The sequence below is a fragment of the Variovorax sp. TLI9-5A genome, from assembly GCF_056867935.1.
The window spans coordinates 2242388-2261340 of the sequence record NZ_CP200310.1; the positions used below are offsets into that span (position 1 = coordinate 2242388).

Below are 18953 nucleotides of genomic sequence, written 5' to 3' on the forward strand. Positions count from 1 at the left end.
CCGTGCCGTTCACTCGATGGATGGCGATCTTCTCTTTCTTTTTTCTATTCGTTCATCACCATGTCCGACGCCTTGAAAACCGAATCCCGGCGAGCCGCCTGGCTGCGCAATTACTACCTCGTCCGTGCCGCCTTCTCGTTCGCATGGGTCGCGGCGGTCTTCACCGTCGCGAAGCAGTCGCCTGCCTTGGCGACCGTGCTGCTGATCGTCTATCCCGCGTGGGATGCGTTCGCCAACCTGCTGGACGTGAGGATGACAGGCGGTGCGAAAGCTAATGCCACGCAGCTGCTCAACATCTGGATCAGCGCGCTGGTCACGCTGGCTGTTGCGAGTTCCCTCTTGTTCAAGCTGCACATCGCTCTGGCGATCTTCGGGGCCTGGGCGATCGTCGCAGGCCTGCTGCAACTGGCTACGGCCGTTCGCCGCCGCAGGGACAACGGGGGGCAGTGGGTGATGATGCTGAGCGGGGCGCAGTCTGCGCTGGCTGGTGGGTTCTTTGTGGCCCAGCAGGGTGGTGGTGCGCCTGTGCTTCAGACGATTGGGGGGTATGCGGCGGTGGGGGCGGTGTACTTTTTGATTTCGGGGGTGATGGTTCTGGTTCGGGAGCGCAGGCGGGGGGCTCGGGGGCTTGCTGCTGGGGGAGGTTGATGTCGACAGAGTGCAGAAGTGTTGGGCGGCAGCTTGGGGCCGAGGCTGTGTAGAAACGCGCGACGCCGTCATGTGAACGAAGACGTGCTGAGATCAGCGGACTTCATCGGTGCCGATATGCGTCCGAGACCGACTATGAAGCTCTCACGGCGCCTCATCGAAGCGTGAACGAGAGTCTGAGGAGACTTACGCCCCCGCCAGCCGCATCCCCTTCATCATTTTCGCGATCCCCAACACGCTCATCACCCGCTTGAGGTTGTACGCAAGCACGTGAAGACTCATCTCCGTCCCAACGTGGGCCATCGTCTTCATCAGGAAGTGCGTCGATCCCATCCAGTGTTTCAGCGTTCCGAACACATGTTCGATGGTCGATCGTCTCAATGTCATCGCATCGGGCTTGCGGTCCAAGCGCTGCTGCATTCGGTCGATTACGGCTTCGTGCTCCCAGCGCCGGATGCGTCGAACAGATGAGGTGGTGCACTGATCTCTCAGGGCACAGTTTGGACAGGAACTACTCCAGTAGAGACGCAATTCCAGATTGTCCTCCAACCTGCTGAACCGGAAGATGGCTCGCTGACCGGCGGGGCAGCGGTATTCATCGTCTTTCGCGATGTAGACGAAGTCAGCCTTGCCGAAGCGCCCGTGCGCCTTCGCGTTGGAAGTCATCGGCTTGGGTACGAAGGCCGTGATTCCCGCATCCTCGCAAGCCTTGATCTCCAGGCTGTTGAAGTAGCCGCGGTCGGCAAAGGCCTGTAGCTTGGACTTGCCCATCGCCTCGCGTGCGGCCACTGCCATTTTGGTCAACTGAGTTCGGTCATTGCCGATGTTTGTGACCTCGTGGGCGACGATCAGGTGATGCTTGGTATCGACCGCCGTCTGGACGTTGTAGCCAACGATGCCTGTGCTCTTGCCGGACTGAAGCATCGAGCGTGCGTCGGGATCCGTCAATGAGCGCTGCTGCCCTGGCTCGCTCTTGAGTTGTTCCTTTGTCTCGTCGAGCTGCCGCATCTGTTCGCGTAGCTTGGCGAGCTTCTCCTGCAGGCGATCCGTCTTGGCTTCGAAGTCGGCCGACTGGATACGATCAGCTGTCTCCAATGCATCGAGGTAACGCTGGATGCTCTGCTCGATCTGCTCCTTGCGTGCATCGATCTTGCCCGGCGAGAAGTTGCGGTCGCGGCTGTTGACGGCCTTGAACTTGCTGCCGTCGACGGCCACGACGGCTTGCGAGAAGAGCTTCATGTGCCGGCACAGCGCAATGAAGCTGCGGCACGCGTTGCGGATGCCCTTGCCGTTGTCGCGGCGGAAGTCAGCAATGGTCTTGAAGTCGGGGGTCAAGCGGCCGGTAAGCCACATGAGTTCAACGTTGCGTTGGCCCTCGCGTTCCAGTCGGCGACTCGACTGGATGCGATTGAGGTAGCCATAGATGTAGAGCTTGAGCAGAACCGACGGATGGTACCCAGGGCGACCAGTTATTGCAGGATCGGCGCCTTCGAAGCCGAGAACACCCAGATTCAGTTCGTTGACGAACGCATCGACGATGCGCACCGGGTTGTCTTCGCCGATGTAGTCGTCAAGGCAGTCCGGCAACAACGTGACCTGATGTCGGTCTGCGCCTTCGATGAATCGCTTCATGGGCTACCTCACTGGGAACGGGTGCCTTATTTTATTTTTGGGTCGGCGTTTGGAGAAGCGTTTTCACACAGCCTCGGCCCGAAGCAGTCTCTCCGATTTCTAGAAAGCAGTCGTTGCTACGCCCAGATCAGAGATCACCATCAGGGATGTAGAACAGCTTTCGATCTTCGTCACATCCGAACCACCTTATCCCAGGGTCGTCAAGCTTCACCTCTGAAAGGCTCTTCCATCGTGTTGGAGCGAGCTGATAAACAGCGGACTTGCACGCCACCTTGTCCGAGAAAGAAACCGACGCACGAGGCAGCCAAGACGCCTTCATCGGTCCGCACCGAACGTAAGGGCGGCCACCACCAAAGGCCAACCGCCCGATGCCCCAAAGCGCGCCCTGGGTGGCACGGCCAGTTCCGTACTGGATTGCAGTGTTGGACTGCTTGACAGCAAAGCTCCATTCGTAGTCTGCCGAATAGGTCTCCTCGCCCGAACTGAACGTTGTGGGAGGCTTGGAATCACCAGCCGCCTGAAAAGATGTGAATCGAATCGCACAAGTGCCTTCGTCACTGCGCATCAGCAAGACGTTCCCGCTGGGAGCGGCGACTTGATGCCAAGCAATCTTCGCGGAATCCGACGCTGCCAGCACAGATGGATCAAAGTCTGCAAGCGCCTCGATCGAGAGAAAAGTGGCGGCAAGCATGACCATCCAATTTTTGATCGCCGAGACAGCGTGTGTCTTGGGAAGCATGGTGTGATGTCCTGATCGATTTAATGATTTCGCTGAGGGTCCGCAATCGCGCGAATTTCACTTTCAAGGTCAAAGTCTGGTTGTGGCCGAAGTAGGGTGTTCAGTGAGAGTCATCGCGCCGCATCGGAATGTGCGCGCGGCGCGCTGCAAGCGGCACAGTAGTTCGCGGCGGGCGTGCGAAGCGGCTTCCCGCATTCAGAGCAAGGAGGTCCGTAGAGGCTTAGGCGATGGTGATAAAGAGCAAGAGATTAGTCTCCTTGAATCCCGTGATGCGCTTATAAGTGGCTAGTGCTTGCACTCCAACCTCCGCCTGTGCCTGACGTAGGTCAGCCCCTGTTTTCTCGCGATGTTCCCGTATCTGCTCCACGAAACTCTTAGGGAATACCTGTTCATATTCCTCGTCTGTGAGAATCGGGACATCGGTTTTGCATCGCCAGCAATACATAGTGGTGGCCACTTTCCCTCGGTCCTTTCTACGGGCACATGCATTCCGGACGAAAACTGCTGATCCGCCTAAGCGTCCAGTCCTGACCGGGTCTGGAAGTAGCCAGCGGAGCTCGCAGGCATCATTGCCTGCTTGTCGCGCCGGCTGAAGGGCATTCACCGAGGACGCGTTCAAGCTCGACTCTCAACATGGTGCCACGGTCGCCCGCCAATTCCAGACCGAGCCTGACGAGACTACGAGCCAACTCTATGTGGCCGAGTCTTGCAGCCGCGCGGGACAGATGAAGAGTGGCGCGAGCCCTACTCGTTCCAGCGCCAAATTTCCGCAGTAAGTCATCTGGGCTGTCGGTTTCGAGCGCGTTTCGCAAGGTCTGCGCGTTTCCAAAGAATTTGGTCTGTGCCGACAGGATCTCGGCCTCAAGCTGGACGGAGCGCTCGTCGGTCATTTGCCACGGCCAGTCATCGCCGACCCTTCGTCTCAGCATGCACTCGTGTTCCTTCAACTTCGATAGGTCCGCATCTCCCTCGGCTGGAATAAACACGGGATGGGCTCCGAGGTTGACATAGAAGTTGTCTCCCCATCTGCTGCCCTGAAAGTTGATGACGAAGACGAAGTCCCCCTCCCGCTTCCGATAGTTCTGGCCGGAGCCTCGAAAGCCGATTGCACGAAGGCCCGGTGCCACCTTCTTCAAGACCTCTTTCATGACATCTCCAGCAAGCCAACATCAAGTACGCGTAAGTCACAGCGGCAATGCGCTAACACGGCATCGCCGCCTCCACAATCTCAAGGACGCGGCTCATTGAGATACTCGGACACTGCGAAGCACGATACGCACTTGGGCATCGGTCCATGTCGAACTGTCGGCAGACCAAGTCGTTGCCTCGGGTTTGAAGAGAAACTTGTCGCTGCTCGTGTAGCGAAGCCGCGGAGCAAACACCCAATGGCTGTTTCGTGCTTCCCACGCCTCGACTTGAAGCTCGACGCGCCCGTCATCCGAACCTGACTGATGCTCATAGGCCACGAATCGCTCTCCTTGCGCGGTCGAAGTGCAGCGATTCTGACCGATTGCGAATGACTGCTTCCAAGCAGATTGTGCGGTGTCCGCGATCGACTGGTTCTGGCCGCAATTGGCCGGTGAGCACCTCAGGCCGAACGGCTGACGAGGGCCTGGAGATTTTCGTAGGCGTACCCCCGGCGCTCGGTGATAAGCGTGTTCGCACGCGCAAGCAGGGCCTCAGGTATCGGTCCATTTTTCGTCAAGGCAAGTAGGGCACTCGCGATTTCGGTCGCGCCGACTGCTTCGAAGGCTTCGGCAAATGTGCCCATGGCAGGTCTTCCGTAGCGATGAATCAACCCGTCGATGCCATCCTTGTCACAGTAGACCTCCGCCTCAGAGATTGCGAACACCAGCTTCTGAACACCGGCCAACGACGCAAGGCCATGTCGCTCGCCAAGCTCGACCGCGTCCCGGATAGCACCATCGGAATCCATGATTTCTGAGCCTTGCTTTTGAATGTCTGGTTCTGGCCGACTCCTGCGTTGATCGACTGCAGCCGGACGCTGGATCGCTGGCCCTTGCGCACTACGTTCCATAGCCGTACGCCGTTTTTGCGTCTATAAGCTTGGAGAGGATGGAGGACTCGATGTCGGAGTTCGGATTGATTTCACTCCAAGTTGCCGAAACTGTCGATCCGAAAGCGCTGTCGACGAATCTACGCGGGCCGAGGATCATGGTGTACTGACCATTCACGTCGAGCAGAGAATAATTGAGGCAGGGCGAAAAGAGGAAATGACTGCCGCTGTAGAGCCCAATCTGCCCGCCCCGGACTTTGGAGAAGTCGTCAATTGTGGGGTTGATGGCGCCGAGCAGCGGTGGCTCGAAATCGAGTATCTCCATGGCCGCATCGGAATCGCGCGCATATTCATAGCCGGTAGGAATCGCATACAGCTTTTCAACGCGGGCCAGTGTCAGTTGTCTGAAAAACGACTCCAGCACAGAGTCATCCCACTCAGCTACTTGCGCACTGTGAAAAAGAAGACCAACTACGGCCCCCAACCGCACGACAGTGTTCTCATCGAATCGCGCGCCATAGTTGCAATCAAAAAGACGGCGCGCGTTCAGCACAAGGGATACGACGGAAGGCGACGCTCCGTAGATATCTGAGTCGCCAGGAATGGTGGAGGGGGGTGCTTTGATCATTTGAGGACGGCGCTGCGGCAACTGAACCTCGGCGGCTTTAAGGCGAAATGGGAGCTGCGGGCGAACGACCGGTTGAATCCGCCGCCGTCAGTTGAAATTCGTGCCGGGCTCTTCGGTCCCATCGGCATTCCAGAACCGCCACACGCCGACCTCCTTGCCCGCGCGATAGCAGCCCTCTGCTGCAGGTTGGCCGTTCGGATGGAAGTCGTGCCAAAGCCCGTCTTCCTTGCCATCAGCGTACTGGCCTTCGGAAATCACTGTGCCGTTCTCATGGTACTCAATAAAGAGGCCGTGCCGAATCCATCGAGTTCGGTCTGCTGCCATTACCCTCGCATAGCGAAATCTGATGGCTCCCGACTCGTAGGGAATCTCGGCGATGTCGAGGTCAGCTTCGATGGTCATGCTGTTGCGGTCGACGGGCGAACTGGCGGGCGGTGGGGAACGTCCGGTCTTGGCCATTTTGCGACTTGGCACCCGGCCGCCTGCTATCCGAGCTGGTCGACGCGAACCGGCTGGTCTTCGAAAATCAAAACCTGCGGTGCGAGACCATCAGCCATCCGCTCCTGGAAGAAATTCGAACCAATGCCATCGCTCCATTGGCCGACCGTGTACCTCTGCAAGACTTCAACCTCCGGTTTGGTCAGGAAGCGCGGAACCGAATATTCCGTGCGGGCCACTAGTCCCCCAACCTGCGAGTCGAACTCAAACTTCAGTTCCCCTCCAGAGATGCCGACGCCCGCCAGCTCTCGAGTCTCGCTGCCGTCCAGAAGATAGTCAGAAAAAGATTCGTCGGAATAGGTGAGTCCATGCAGCGTTCGCAGAACGCCTCGGTCCTCAACGAGTTCGCCTTCGTCAGACCGGCGGAAGTCGAATACGGAGGCCATTGCTGAGAAGCGGATAGTTGGCACCACTGAGCCCTTCGAATCTAAGAATGTTGATTGCCGATTGTTCATGCAGGTCCGATTGGTGTGCACGCGCTTCTTGCTTGCAACGCCAGACGCGCCGGAACCTGTTGTGTTTACGCTGCGAGAGTCCTCAGTGGGCCGAACTGGGCCGCTCCCGCGAACGTCTGGTTGTGGCCGACTGTAGCCAATGGCAAGAACCGGTGGTTCAAGCCCGAAGGCCACGCAAAACAAGCCGAAATACACACCGATGGGTTGCATCTGATGTCGGCTTAGCGTTCCCAGTCCATGTTGCCATCATCACTGGTTCCGCAAAAAGCCCAAGACTCATGCGCGCTGGCCCCAGAAAATGATCCTTCTATTTGTCGAAATATCCTCCACGATTCGTTCTGGTCTTCTTGCTCTCGGGGCACGTCGAATATCTTCAGATAGGCTGAAAGATTCGGCAGCCAGTCTTCGGCTGATCCCAGCATTCCTCCGATATCCGCAGTATCGAAGTGAACGTAGTCAGAAGAAACTCGACTGAGCATGGACAGAAATGCCTTCAGCCATGCGCGATCTAGCGTAGGGAAGTGGGAGACAAGCCAGCCCTCTCGAGAGGCAAGCATTTCTATCGCGTCGAGCCGCCGCTTGAAGAGATAGGGCCAAGAGTCTCCGTTCTCGTCTGCGGCAAGAACCGTCAGATCCCTTGGTTCATACATCGCAAGCCAAAAGAGCGGCAGGTGAGACCTTGACTGAAGGTACGGCTCGTTGGAGTCGGCCAGGCTGCCAGATGGTGGCGGCAAAGGCGAATCAGTGAAATAGAGGCTGGAGTATGCGGCCATGAATCTGAACTCACGTGTCTTTTGCAAATGGATCTGGGTAGCACCCCATAACTGCTGTTGGCCGGACTCAGTCAGTCCTCGCCCCGCTCCGAAGTAGTGCCAGTTTGATGCGTTTGATGATCTTGGTCCACATCGACTGATTCTTCAGATTTTGCATTTTCCATCCCATCGTTGAAGTCGAAGAATTGAACGCTGCTGCAAAGCGAATGCTCCTAGCCAATTCTCGCCATAGAGATGCGCAACGATCATCGATCAATACGGCCCGTCAGTGCGCTCAGCATCTTGGCGAGGCCGGTATCCGTCGAGCTGTAGGGATAGTCGAAGTGTTCGACTTGCATCCACTGTGCCTCTTGTCCGGGATGAACGTACTTCTCAAAATCGTCGACCAGCAATACTTGGTGTGGATGCACGCCAGGAACAAACCGGAGGTCCTTTGTCTCGCCGTGCCAGGTGATGTATTCCATATCCGCAAACCAGGCGGGCGCAAATCCCTCATCTACCAACAAGCTCGCGATCGTTCTAAATCGCTCTTCCTTGACTGTGGTGAACATGACGATGCGGGGAAAGAGTTCAACGCAACGAGTCAAGAAATCAGCCAGGCCCGGGCGCGGTATCTGGCTCATGGCGTTCGAGATCAAGGTGCCTTCAAGATCGAGGGCAAGGACGTAGCTCTTCATGGATGGACGATGGATCAATCGACTACGGGAAAGTCTGGTCTTGGTCGAATAATGCCGGATAGGTTGCAGGTGCAAAAAACCCTTGCTGTCGTCCGATACGCCTGGAAGCAGCCGCCGTCGTACCGCCAATGCGTGCTCAAGTCTTCATTTCTCTCACCGCCCGTTCCAGACTCGCCTGCACAATCACGCGATGAAACGGCGCAATCGTTGCAAGATAGATGCGTCCAAGCCGGTTGTGGCAATGCACCACCGTCGCCGCGAGCAGTTCGCGTCCATCGGCCGCGTCGGCACGAAGTTGCAGGGCGACGCGGAAGTCGAGATGTCGGTCGTCCGCGCCCACAATCAACTCCGTTGCGCTCTTTGACAGCAGCGGGAAGAAGCCGATGACCTGCCCTTGCGCCTTTCCGGCATGACCGACGGCGCGAGACGATTTGACGCCGAATGGCGTCATCACCACATCGCGTGCAAACGTGAGCGCACGAATCCACCCCGCTTGCCGCTCGAGCGCGAAGCGTGCCAGCACCTCCAGATCGTTGCTTGCTTCTGCCGGCAGTCGAATTGCAAAGGCGTCCAGAAGCTCGGCACCGGCGTAGAGAGGTGTCAGCGCGCTGTTGCAGGGCATGGGTACGGCGCGCGCTTTGGCGGAGGTCATGTTCCGTGGTGGGTTCATGGTGCCCAGGCTGATGACCGGTAATCGTCGCGGCTACTTTGACGCCTCGGCCCGTGTCTTCATGGACTCGCCGACAGGCTTCGAATCACCGAGGCCGTTATCCGGCATCGACGTTGGCGGCGGCGTCAGTTGCTCAACGATTCGAATGCGACGAACAACGAGTTCGTCAATCTCCAGTCGGCGGATTCGAGCCCGGCCCACGAAGAGCCGACCGATGGCCAAGGCCCCGACGGCCAGGGCGCCGAGGGCTGCGGCGCCAATCACGATGGAGCCCATTGCGGCTGTACCGACGGCGTGCGCGCCCGTTGCGGTCGCCGGCAGGGCACGTGCGGACTTTGACGGCCTGAAGTTCATCGAAACTCCTTGTGGAACGTTGGACGTTGGGAGGCATCATGCGTCCGCCCACTTCCGACTGTAGTTGAAGGAAAGTCAGAGCCGCACTCACGGAATGCAGCTCATGCATCGCTTCAAGGAGCAAAGAGCAAAGAGCCTACTGCGGTCTTTCCTGATCGCTCACACGAAGAACGGTGCCGTCTTCCGAGAACTCGAGCAACAGCGGTGCATCCAGCATCTGATACTTCTGCGTGAGCTGAAACAACGCATCCTTGAACGACCCGCTGAAATTGCCGGCGCGCACCTCGGGTGTAAGGGTGTAGTCGCGAGTGCTGTCCCAGCGCACCTCCACGCCCACGGTGGAGCCCCAGTGCATGATCACGCGCCGCAAGGATTCATCCTCGATGGGCCAATGAGCGCGAACCGCACGGATTCTTCGATCGGCAAGAGAGGCGGCCTCTGCTGCGGGCGTGATGGCTGCGGCACTTGCGGGGACAACTTCATCCGGCCCTGGGAGCGCGACACCTGCGGGCATGTCTCGCGATATTTTTTCCACTTGAACCCCGGCCGTGGCGCCGGCGAGCGTCGCGGCAAGGCTCATGCTGATGCCTACCCAGATTGAAGGACGGAACAGAGCCTTTCTCATCGGCGAGTCCGTGGGATGCAAGGAGTTTGGCAAATCGGTTCAGGGGCAGCGGCGCAGAGCCCGGTGGGGCGTGGCCAGGGAAGCGGCCTCTCATTTTATCCGGCGGTATCGAGCACGGGCGTGCACGCGAGGCATCAGGTCTGCGGGTCGGGTGCTTCATGCGTGCTGAAGCGGAGCGCTCTGAAGGCATATGTCTTCTTGCGTATGCCTTCCTTTTTGCGAGGCAACTGAGCTCCTGCAGGGCGAGTTCCTCCGGCATCGTGGTCAGGCATCTGGAGTCGATGAGGACGATGCTTCCGACGCTTCTCTCCTCTGTGAGAGCTGGTGCCGAACCGTTGGAGAGCAATGCGAGATCGACTTGATCGCCAGCCAGATCCGCAGAGTCCATGCTTCGCCGGGGCAGGGGCACAACAGCCGCTGCGAGCAACAGCGCCCTGTTCCTCATGACTTTGGTCATTTCGACTTCGCAAACATCAGAACTAAGATGCCCGCACCATGGCCAACGCCGCATCACTGTCTTCGCATGCCGCACCGTTGCGTAGCGAGGCCAGTGTCGCCATATCGGCGCGGGGCATCCTGGTGGTCGATGACCACGAGCTGGTGCGTCTTGGCCTTCGGGCGCTGCTGCTGGCGGAAACCGCAAGCGTGCCGGTGCACGAGGCACGCAGCCTCGCCGACGCATTGCGCTTGTACGAGTTCCATATCTCGTCGCACCTCCTGGTGCTGCTCGATCTCGATCTGCCCGATTCCCAAGGACTGGATACGCTGGTGCGCTTTCGGCGCGCCTTTCCTGCATCGCGCGTGGTCGTGCTCTCGGGCAAGGACAGCCATGCGCTGATGCAGGGTGTGATGGCGCTCGGGGCGCAGGCCTTCCTGCCCAAGACCGGTCATCTGGGCGAAGTGCTGCGCTACGTGAGGGACAACGATCTGGTCGCCCAACCGGCCTCGCAGTCCGCACCTATGGTCGCCGTCCGCGCGACACCGGTTGCGGCCGAGGTGCAGCCGCAGCTCAATGCGCGCCAGGTCGAGATCCTCGACTGGGTGCTGTCCGGCAAGTCGAACAAGGAGATCGCGCAGCTTTCGCGCCTGACCGAGGGCACGGTCAAGAACCATGTGTCGACCCTGTTGCTGCTGTTCGGCATGCGCTCGCGGGCTCAGCTCATCAGCAGCCTGAGGTGAGCTGATCTTTTCGCGCCTTGCGGCCTTCGACGTGGCGATACCCGCATGCCCGCGATGAATGACCTGCATCCGCCCGAGTTGGCCCAGCGGGTGCTGCGTGAGCAGGTGGCCGCGGTCCACGCCAATGCGCCGGCAGCCTACCTCGCGGACCTCCTCACGGCACAGTCGCTGGGCATCGGCTTGTTCCTGGCCACGTGGAGATGGCAAGTCCTGCTGTGGATGGCGCTGCACCTGGCGTTGACGTTGCGGCGCGCCTACAGGCGTTATCAGCGCAGTCCCGACGCGGCGGAGCACCCTGAGTACTGGGCGCGATTCAATGCACGCAACGTGCTGCTGCGCTCCTGCGTCTGGGGCCTTGCGCCCTGGTTGTGCGTACCGCCTGGGCGCAACCTGGGGCTCTGGGTGATGGTCATCGTCATGATGATGGGAGGATGCGCCGGTGGTGCGCTGTCGCTTGCGGTCCTCAAGCGCAACATCCCGCGCTTCATCGTGCCAAGCATGGCGAGCCTGACCCTGGCGCTGGCCTGGCGGGGCGACAGCACGCACCTGTTCCTGGCCTCCGGCTGCCTGCTGTATCTGTGCGTGATGATCATGTTCGCGCTGCAGCATCACCGCCTGCTGACTTCCGCCTTGACGATGCGCTTCGAGAAAGAGGCGTTGGCCGAGCAGCTGAGCCATCAGATTGCTGCCACTCAACGCGCCAGCGAGGAGAAGACGCGCTTTCTCGCCGCTGCGAGCCACGACCTGCGCCAGCCCATGCACGCCATCGCGCTGTTCGGAGCCGTCATCGAGAAGAAGCTTCGCGGCAGCGAGGATTGGGATCATGCGGCGCGGCTGATGGATGCGGTAGGCACGCTCGGCGATTCGCTCGACACGCTGCTGGACATCTCGCGGCTGGATGCCGGCGAGGTGGCACCGCAGATACGGCCCGTGGAACTCAATCCGCTGTTCCTCGCGCTCAACAATGTGTTCGCGGCACAGGCGGCTGACAAGGAGCTGCAGCTGCGGCTGCGTGCCACGCCGTGCTGGGTGCTGAGCGATCCGCAGCTGCTGCAGCGGCTGCTGTCGAACCTGGTGGACAACGCGCTCAAGTACACGCAGCGTGGCGGCGTGGTGGTGGCCGCCCGTGCACGAGGACTGGTGGTGTGGATCGACATCCGTGATACCGGCATCGGCATCGCGGACGAGCACCTTGGCCGCATCTTCGACGAGTTCTACCAGGTGGGCAATCCGGGACGGGACCGGGCGCGAGGACTGGGCATCGGCCTGTCCATCGTGCAGCGGATCTCGCGCCTGCTGGCACATCCGCTGCAGGTGCGTTCGCGCCTGCATCGAGGCAGTCGATTTCGCCTGGTGCTTCCAGCGGTGTCGGCCTTGGGTGTCGCCCCATCCATTGCAAGCCTGGGCGCTGCCTTGCCATTGCCGCAGCGCGTGCTGATCGTCGACGATGAAGTCGCGATCCGCCAGGCCGTCACCGGGCTGCTGCAGGCCCACGGCGTGACCATCGATGCAGTGGCTGGTGAAGCCGAGGCCGAGGCCGTGCTGTCGCACGCCGCACACGGCAGTGCCCCAGTCGAAGTGCTGCTGTGCGATGTGCGCCTGGCCGATGGTGCCGACGGACTGGCTGCCGCGCAGCGATTGCGGGCGCGCTTCGGCCCCGGTCTGCAGGTGCTGCTGATCACGGGGGAAACCGCACCGCAACGACAACAGCAGATGCGCGACTCCGGGTTGCAGGTGCTGCTCAAGCCGGTGGCCGCCGACAGGCTGCTGCGGACTCTTGCATCGTTGAAGCGACGCGATACGACGGACACTTTCATGCACTCCTGAGCGTCTTTTTTCTGCGCAATCCGATGACCTTCGACACTGGATTGCAGGGGTTACGTTCCCTAACGTGAAGGCCTTCTCGTTCACTCCACTTGAAAGAAGGAAGGCCCATCATGATTGCCACTCGTACCGTTTCCCGTGCATGGCGCGCGCCTGTCGCGCTGCTCATGACGAATCTCTTGCTGGCCGCCTGCGGCGGTGGCGGAGGAGGCGGCGGCGGGTTCCCCGGCTTCGCGGTCGCCCCTGCGCCTGCACCTGCACCTGCTTCGCAGGGAACTCCGGCACCCGCGCCCGCACCGGAAGACACCACACCCTCCATCACGACGCAGCCATCGGATACCACTGTTGGCCAGGGTGTGTCCGCCACGCTGAAGGTGCAGGCCGTACGCGCCACGGCCTATCAGTGGCAGCGCAGCGTTGATGGCGGCACCAGCTGGACGGATGTTTCCGGCGCCACTGGTGACAGCTTCACCACGGCTGCCAATCAACTGGCCGACAGCGGCCAGCAGCTGCGCGTGCGAGTGGCGGGTGCCGATGGCAGCGTGACCAGCCGTGCCGCCACACTGACGGTCAAGTCGTGGGTCGCCAATGTGCTGGCGACCACGGGCGTGAGCTACAGCCATCCCTATCAACTCGTTCTGGATGCCAGCGGCGCGAACCTCTACGTGGCGATGGGAGGAAATGGCTCTGTCTACAGGATCGACACGGCCAGCGGCAACGGCGCAGAGGTGACACCGGGCACGACAATGAATACGCCGTATGGCCTGGCGCTTGCAGCCGATGGCACGCTGTACGTGAGCGACCAGCACCGCATCAACAAGATCGCCCCCAACACCACGACCTTCAGCACCTGGGTCGGCGACAGCTCCAGCGGCTATGCCGACAGCCCGGCCACTCCGCTGTTCCACAACCCCGCCAGCATTGCGCTGGATGGCGCGGGCAACCTGTTCGTGGCGGACACGGAGAACAAGCGTGTGCGCAAGGTCGCGGCCGACGGCACCACTAGCACGCTCGCGGGCGACGGCACGCAGGCCTACCTGGACGGAGTAGGCACGGCCGCCCAGATGGCCCGCCCGCAGGGCCTGGCGATCAGCCGCGATGGCAGCACGCTGTACGACACGGACACCGACAGCCCATGCCTGCGCAAGATCGACGTGGCCAGCGCCACGGTGAGCACGCTGCTGGGCGATTGCGCCAACGGCAATGCGGGCGCAGGCGTGGTCGACGGAACCTCCGCCACGCCGGCCAAGCTCGGCTACTCCTACGGTGTGACGGTCGATTCGAACAACAACGTGTTCCTGACCCAGGCATGGGATGGCGTGGCGCGCGTGGTCTCGCCCTCGGGCGAGATCAGCACGCTGCGGGACAGCAGCGGCACGGCGTTGACGTTCAGCTTCCCGATCGGCGTGGCCGTTGCCAGCGACGGGACTGTCTATGTGGGCGCATCGAACGGCAACAAGATCTTCAAGCTCACGCTTGCGCCTTGAGCTCTGCTGAAGTCCTGAAGGCCAGGCATTCAGACTACCTGCCGGCCCTATAGTGTTGGCAACCCGGGCGCGCCGGCTCATGAAGATCGCCGGCCGCTTCGGCAAAGTCAACACGAGACACATGAAAAAGAGACTTGGCATTCCCCTGTTCGTGATCTGTTCTTCCCTGGTGGGCTGCACATCGGCATCGGACCTGGATCGCAAGGCAGATCGCACGCAAAGCCCCACCGCGGATGCGCGCTGGTTGACGCTGATCGTGAAGGCTGCGGATGGTGTGGAACCCCAGCCCGTCACGCTGCAGTACGTATCGGAGAAATGCAAGGAGGCCACGAGCTATGGCGTGGGCGGCCAGTCGCAGAGCGGCACTGCCATGATGCGAGCCTTGAACTTCGAGAAGATCGATCTCGTCAGGGAGGCTGCAGGCGACGCCTACAAGGCGCGCTTTGCCATCGATGCGGGAGGTGCTTGCCAGTGGAAGCTGGCATCGCTGGAAACTTCATTCAAGTACCGCAGCAGCCATCGACTGGTCAAAGGCAAGGAAGTGATCTCGCATAGAAACGAGTTCAACTTCAGGAGCGCGAAGGACTCCATTCGCACTCCGAACGTGAGGGCGGAGTTCGTGTACTTCCCTGTGATCCTTGTGAAGGACGATCCTTCGAAGAATGAGGTTCGGTTGCGGCCCAAGTCACTCTTCTTTCCACCGAACCTCGATCCATCGACCTCTGGAACCATGACCCTGGACGTGAGGGTTTTCGAAGACATGGCGATGACGGTTCGCGCTGACCCTCAGGACAGCCACCGCTATCTGGTGACCTACCCCGACGGTGCGACGGGTACGAGTCCGTACATGGATATGGTAGGTGTGGAGGATGCGCGGATGCAGTGCCTGCTTTCTACGGGGAAGAAGTCCTGCGCCGAGTACGACCCTCGAAGAAGATGACGAATGCATGCACGGCGGCTCTCTGCGGGCTGCTGCTGCTGCGGTCGCGCAACGCTCCTGTTGCTGGATCTCGATGGCGGTGTTAGCCTCCGCTCCCCGAAGATTTACAACCATCGCGTGCGGCAACAGCCAACAGCACGAGAGACCATGAAGCAATTCCCGATCACGCAAGACGCATCTACGACCCGCGCTGCAGCGGTGGATTCGCTGCGCGCATATTTTGCTGAATTGCTTTCCTAGAGCCTTTCCCCTGGAGGCTCGGCCTCCTGAGTTTCACAAGACCCGGTAGGCCCAAGCCACCGGGTTTTTTGTTTTTCCGCCTGCTCAAATGGAGATCTGGACATGACCCTCGAACGAGAACTCGTCTTCGCCGTACCTGCTGCCGGCGCAGTGCTGCGCGCGTTCTCCGTGGAATCGTTCGTGTAGAGCTTCCAGGCCCTTGTGTGCCTGGAGGTCCATCCTTCAGGAAGAAAAAGCCTGTCGGGTGGTCCACCCGGCAGGCTTCTTTTTTGCCCGCATAGCGGGTACCCGAGTCTGGCGCGCGCGCCGACAACTCCGCCGACTGTTTCGCCTGGCCAGCGGATCGGATCGGTCTATCACTCTCAAACTGGAGAAAACCATGATGAACAAGGTTCATGTGAATGTCGGAACCATCGGTCATGTCGACCATGGCAAGACGACGCTGACGGCTGCTCTTACCTTCGTGCAGGCCGCACGCATTGGCGGTCGTGCGCTGTCCTATGGGCAGATCGACAACGCGAAGGAAGAGCGCGAACGCGGCATCACGATCAACGCCTCGCACGTCGAGTACGAGTCGGTAAGCCGCCACTACGCGCACATCGACTGCCCTGGACATGCCGACTACATCAAGAACATGATCACCGGCGCCTCGCAGATGGACGGCGCGATCCTGCTGGTGGACGGCACCGAAGGCGCTGCACGGCAGACCATCGAGCATGTGCTGCTGGCGCGCCAGGTGAACGTCGGCCACATGGTGGTGTTCGTGAACAAGATGGACCTCGTTGCCGAGGCCGACCGTGCCGACATCGAGCAGCTGATCGAAATGGAGATCGGCGCGCTGCTGGCCGCGCACGGCTACGACGAAGCCCGCTTCATCTTCGGCAGTGCGCTGAAGGCCCTGGCCGCCGCCGAACGCGGCGACCTCGAAGGGCCCGACGTGCGGTGCATCGTTGAGCTCGTGGACGCGCTGGACTCGCGCATCCCCGACCCGGTGCGCGACTACGAAGGGCCGTTCATGATGCCCGTCGAAGGCGTGCACACCATCACGGGCCGTGGCACCGTGGTCAGCGGTCGTGTCGAGCGCGGCGTGATCCGCGTCGGCGACAGCCTGGAGATCGTCGGGCTCAGCTCGGAAGGCGACGAGCAGGTGATCGTCACCGGCGTGCAGTCCTTCCACAAGGACGTCGCCGAGGCGCGGGCCGGCATGAACGTCGGGCTGCTGCTGCGCGGGGTCAAGCGCGACGATGTCGTGCGAGGCCAGGTCGTGGTGAAGCCCGGTGCGCTGAAGCCGTACCGAACGGGGCGCGCCCAGATCTTCGTCCTCAGCAAGGAAGAAGGCGGCCGCCATACCCCGTTCGGCTCCGGCTACCAGCCGCAGTTCTTCTTCGGCACGACCGACGTGACGGGTGTCATCCGCGTCGACACCGAGAGCGGTGTGGTCGAGCCGGGTGCCCAGGCACAGATCGGCTTCGAGCTGAACAAGCCCGTGGCCATCGAGAACGGCATGCGGTTCGCGATGCGCGAAGGCGGCAAGACCGTCGGCGCCGGCATCGTGACCGAGGTGCTCGGCTGAAAGGCTGATGCCGCCTTTGCCCCTGCTGTCTGCTTGTCAGGCGGCAGGGGCATTTTTCTTCTCGCCCGCTGTCAGCCGAGCTGCTCGGCAAGCCCGACGATGATGCCCTCGGGCCCGCGGATGTAGGCGAGCCGGTACGACTTCTCGTACTGCATCTGGCCGATGATTTCCGCGCCATGGGCCTGCATCCGCGCAACGACGGCGTCTATGTCGTCGACGCCGAACATGATGCGGCGAAGACCCAGGGTGTTCACCGGCGCATTCACGGGACCGAACCTGACCGCATCCGGCGTGTGGAACTTGTCAAGCTCGATGCCCTGCCCATCCGGAGTCCGCAGCATTGCCAGGGTGGCTCGCACGTCTCCAAGCCCTATGAGTTTTCCTACGGAAGGCCCCTCGACCGTGGTCTGGCCCTCGAGCTTGAGGCCCAGCTCGACAAAGAACGCTTTCACTGCCTCGAGATCATCGACAACGATCAGGATGTTGTCCATTCGCTTGACTGTCATGTCCTCGGTCTCCTTTCGTTGATCAGGCAGGGCTCGCGAGCAGGGCCTTGGCCCGCGCCAGCAATTCCTTGGTCGCCTTCTTGGCCGGGCGACGATCCGCGATCTTCGCGGCAAGCCGTTCGACGATGGGGCGGTGCCCCATGCCGATGGCGATCTCCAGCAATTCTTCCTGATGCGGATGGATCGGCGTGTAGTCCCTGTCGACTTCGGCGCACCGCGACAAGGCTTCATCGAACAGCTGCGCAAACCGCTCCGGTTCATTCCTGGCGTTCAGCAGCAGCTGGTAGAAGGCCCACTCGACCATGTGCCTGTCGTTCGAAAGTCCATTCCCGGCCCAATCGAAGGCAATGGCCTGGCGCAGCAATGGTTCGGCGGTCTTGATCTCCGCTGCGCGATTGAATGCGATGCCTGCCCGTACGAGATGGTTCATCGCCTGATTGGGCTTGGACCGATCCGCACGGTGCTCGGCATCGGCTCTTTCGGCTGCAAGGCAGAAGAGCAGGGCGGCCTCCGCGTGGAGTTGCCTGTCCTGGCGGTGATGAGCGCGAGTGGCTACATCGAACGCTGAGAAAGGCGCGTCGGCTTTCTCCTTCATCAGGGTGTGCGCCGCGTCGCGGTCGAAATTCGGCAGGTTCATTGGTGGATGAAAAGCGAAGAGCGGATTGTGTGATGGTCGTGCGGGTCTGCCAATGACCGAGGGAGCGGACCAATTGTTGCCCATGGGGCAGCAGGCAGGGTGGAATCACCCGCCTGCCGCTTCGAAAAGTCACTCCCGGGCTTGCGAGGTCTAAACTGTCGCTCCGCTTTTGCAGGAGACGTTTTCATGTCCCGATTGCTTGTGCGCAGCTTCGGTGTTTCGCTCGACGGCTTCGCGGCCGGCCCGGACCAGAGTCTGGAGCATCCGCTGGGTGTTCGCGGCCCCGAGCTCATGGACTGGTTCTTTCCCACGCGCGTCTGGCAGCAGATGCAGAAGACGGGCGAGACCAATGGCGAGACCGGCATCGACAACGAGATCGCCGAACAGGGCTTCGCCGAGATGGGCGCCTGGATCCTCGGGCGCAACATGTTCGGCCCCGTACGCGGCCCCTGGCCCGACGCCAACTGGAAAGGCTGGTGGGGCGACGAGCCTCCGTACCACGTGCCGGTCTTCGTGCTGACCCACCATCCTCGCGCGCCATTGACGATGAAGGGAGGTACCACTTTCCACTTCGTCACCGGTGGCATCCACGATGCGCTGGCGCAGGCGCGAGCCGCCGCAGGCGGGCGCGATGTGCGCGTGGGCGGTGGCGCAGCCACTGTCCGCGAATACCTGAAGGCCGGGCTGATCGACGAACTGCACCTGGCCGTGCGGCCGGTGCTGCTGGGCAAGGGCGAAGCGTTGTTCGCGGGCCTCGATCTGCCGGCGCTGGGTTACCGCTGCGAACGGCAGGTGGCGGGCGAGCGTGCCACGCACATGTTCCTGAGCCGCACCGCGCCCTGACGCGTCAT

General features: G+C 61.0%; 21 protein-coding genes. 7 read left to right on the top strand and 14 right to left on the bottom strand.

Going from position 1 to position 18953, the window contains the following annotated elements; all coding sequences use genetic code 11:
* Positions 1 to 60 precede the first annotated feature (60 nt).
* A complete protein-coding gene (locus AC1VNX_RS10775) occupies positions 61 to 648 on the top strand; it encodes a DUF308 domain-containing protein (protein ID WP_483156691.1) in 588 nt (195 codons plus the stop codon).
* Positions 649 to 834: 186 nt separating this feature from the next.
* On the opposite strand, the gene AC1VNX_RS10780 is transcribed toward AC1VNX_RS10775, so the two are convergent.
* The 12 genes from AC1VNX_RS10780 to AC1VNX_RS10835 form a co-directional block, all read right to left on the bottom strand.
* On the bottom strand, positions 835 to 2280 hold the full coding sequence (locus AC1VNX_RS10780; protein WP_483156576.1) for an IS1182 family transposase: 1446 nt from the start codon (positions 2278 to 2280) through the stop codon (positions 835 to 837).
* A gap of 127 nt (positions 2281 to 2407) precedes the next feature.
* A complete protein-coding gene (locus tag AC1VNX_RS10785) occupies positions 2408 to 3019 on the bottom strand; it encodes a hypothetical protein (RefSeq protein WP_483156692.1) in 612 nt (203 codons plus the stop codon).
* 566 nt (positions 3020 to 3585) lie between these two features.
* Positions 3586 to 4167, bottom strand: a complete 582-nt coding sequence (locus AC1VNX_RS10790; RefSeq protein ID WP_483156693.1) for a DUF4304 domain-containing protein — start codon at positions 4165 to 4167, stop codon at positions 3586 to 3588.
* Between the two features lie 440 nt (positions 4168 to 4607).
* Entirely contained in the window at positions 4608 to 4955 is a 348-nt protein-coding gene (locus AC1VNX_RS10795; RefSeq protein ID WP_483156694.1) for a hypothetical protein, read from the bottom strand.
* A 91-nt stretch (positions 4956 to 5046) separates the two neighbouring features.
* Positions 5047 to 5664 carry a hypothetical protein gene (locus AC1VNX_RS10800; protein ID WP_483156695.1) on the bottom strand — a complete coding sequence of 206 codons (618 nt, stop codon included), beginning with the start codon at positions 5662 to 5664 and terminating at the stop codon, positions 5047 to 5049.
* A gap of 87 nt (positions 5665 to 5751) precedes the next feature.
* Positions 5752 to 6123: a toxin-antitoxin system YwqK family antitoxin gene (locus tag AC1VNX_RS10805; RefSeq protein WP_483156696.1), complete on the bottom strand. Its 372-nt coding sequence runs from the start codon at positions 6121 to 6123 to the stop codon at positions 5752 to 5754.
* 26 nt (positions 6124 to 6149) lie between these two features.
* Positions 6150 to 6617, bottom strand: a complete 468-nt coding sequence (locus AC1VNX_RS10810; protein WP_426389142.1) for a hypothetical protein — start codon at positions 6615 to 6617, stop codon at positions 6150 to 6152.
* A gap of 221 nt (positions 6618 to 6838) precedes the next feature.
* Positions 6839 to 7390, bottom strand: a complete 552-nt coding sequence (locus AC1VNX_RS10815) for a hypothetical protein (protein ID WP_483156697.1) — start codon at positions 7388 to 7390, stop codon at positions 6839 to 6841.
* A gap of 245 nt (positions 7391 to 7635) precedes the next feature.
* A complete protein-coding gene (locus AC1VNX_RS10820) occupies positions 7636 to 8067 on the bottom strand; it encodes an NIF family HAD-type phosphatase (RefSeq protein ID WP_483156698.1) in 432 nt (143 codons plus the stop codon).
* Positions 8068 to 8203: 136 nt separating this feature from the next.
* Positions 8204 to 8719, bottom strand: a complete 516-nt coding sequence (locus AC1VNX_RS10825) for a DUF2867 domain-containing protein (protein WP_483156699.1) — start codon at positions 8717 to 8719, stop codon at positions 8204 to 8206.
* A gap of 51 nt (positions 8720 to 8770) precedes the next feature.
* Positions 8771 to 9091, bottom strand: a complete 321-nt coding sequence (locus AC1VNX_RS10830) for a hypothetical protein (protein ID WP_483156700.1) — start codon at positions 9089 to 9091, stop codon at positions 8771 to 8773.
* A 136-nt stretch (positions 9092 to 9227) separates the two neighbouring features.
* Positions 9228 to 9716, bottom strand: coding sequence for a TcpQ domain-containing protein (locus AC1VNX_RS10835; RefSeq protein ID WP_483156701.1), 489 nt, complete (start codon positions 9714 to 9716; stop codon positions 9228 to 9230).
* Between the two features lie 495 nt (positions 9717 to 10211).
* Between AC1VNX_RS10835 and AC1VNX_RS10840 the strand changes: the two genes are divergently transcribed.
* The 5 genes from AC1VNX_RS10840 to AC1VNX_RS10860 all read left to right on the top strand — a co-directional run bounded on the left by AC1VNX_RS10840 (position 10212) and on the right by AC1VNX_RS10860 (position 16959).
* On the top strand, positions 10212 to 10895 hold the full coding sequence (locus tag AC1VNX_RS10840; protein WP_483156702.1) for a response regulator: 684 nt from the start codon (positions 10212 to 10214) through the stop codon (positions 10893 to 10895).
* A 78-nt stretch (positions 10896 to 10973) separates the two neighbouring features.
* Positions 10974 to 12722: an ATP-binding protein gene (locus AC1VNX_RS10845; protein ID WP_483156703.1), complete on the top strand. Its 1749-nt coding sequence runs from the start codon at positions 10974 to 10976 to the stop codon at positions 12720 to 12722.
* 110 nt (positions 12723 to 12832) lie between these two features.
* Positions 12833 to 14206 (top strand): NHL repeat-containing protein, encoded by a 1374-nt coding sequence (locus AC1VNX_RS10850; RefSeq protein WP_483156704.1) that lies wholly within the window; start codon positions 12833 to 12835, stop codon positions 14204 to 14206.
* A gap of 79 nt (positions 14207 to 14285) precedes the next feature.
* On the top strand, positions 14286 to 15146 hold the full coding sequence (locus AC1VNX_RS10855; protein WP_483156705.1) for a hypothetical protein: 861 nt from the start codon (positions 14286 to 14288) through the stop codon (positions 15144 to 15146).
* A 619-nt stretch (positions 15147 to 15765) separates the two neighbouring features.
* Complete coding sequence (locus AC1VNX_RS10860; RefSeq protein ID WP_483156706.1) at positions 15766 to 16959, top strand: elongation factor Tu; 1194 nt, start codon at positions 15766 to 15768, stop codon at positions 16957 to 16959.
* Between the two features lie 71 nt (positions 16960 to 17030).
* Here AC1VNX_RS10860 and AC1VNX_RS10865 read toward each other — a convergent pair whose 3' ends face one another.
* Entirely contained in the window at positions 17031 to 17465 is a 435-nt protein-coding gene (locus tag AC1VNX_RS10865) for a VOC family protein (protein WP_483156707.1), read from the bottom strand.
* Between the two features lie 22 nt (positions 17466 to 17487).
* Positions 17488 to 18102, bottom strand: a complete 615-nt coding sequence (locus AC1VNX_RS10870; RefSeq protein ID WP_483156708.1) for a hypothetical protein — start codon at positions 18100 to 18102, stop codon at positions 17488 to 17490.
* A 186-nt stretch (positions 18103 to 18288) separates the two neighbouring features.
* Here AC1VNX_RS10870 and AC1VNX_RS10875 point away from each other — a divergent pair, with 186 nt between their 5' ends.
* Entirely contained in the window at positions 18289 to 18945 is a 657-nt protein-coding gene (locus AC1VNX_RS10875) for a dihydrofolate reductase family protein (protein WP_483156709.1), read from the top strand.
* Positions 18946 to 18953: the final 8 nt, after the last annotated feature.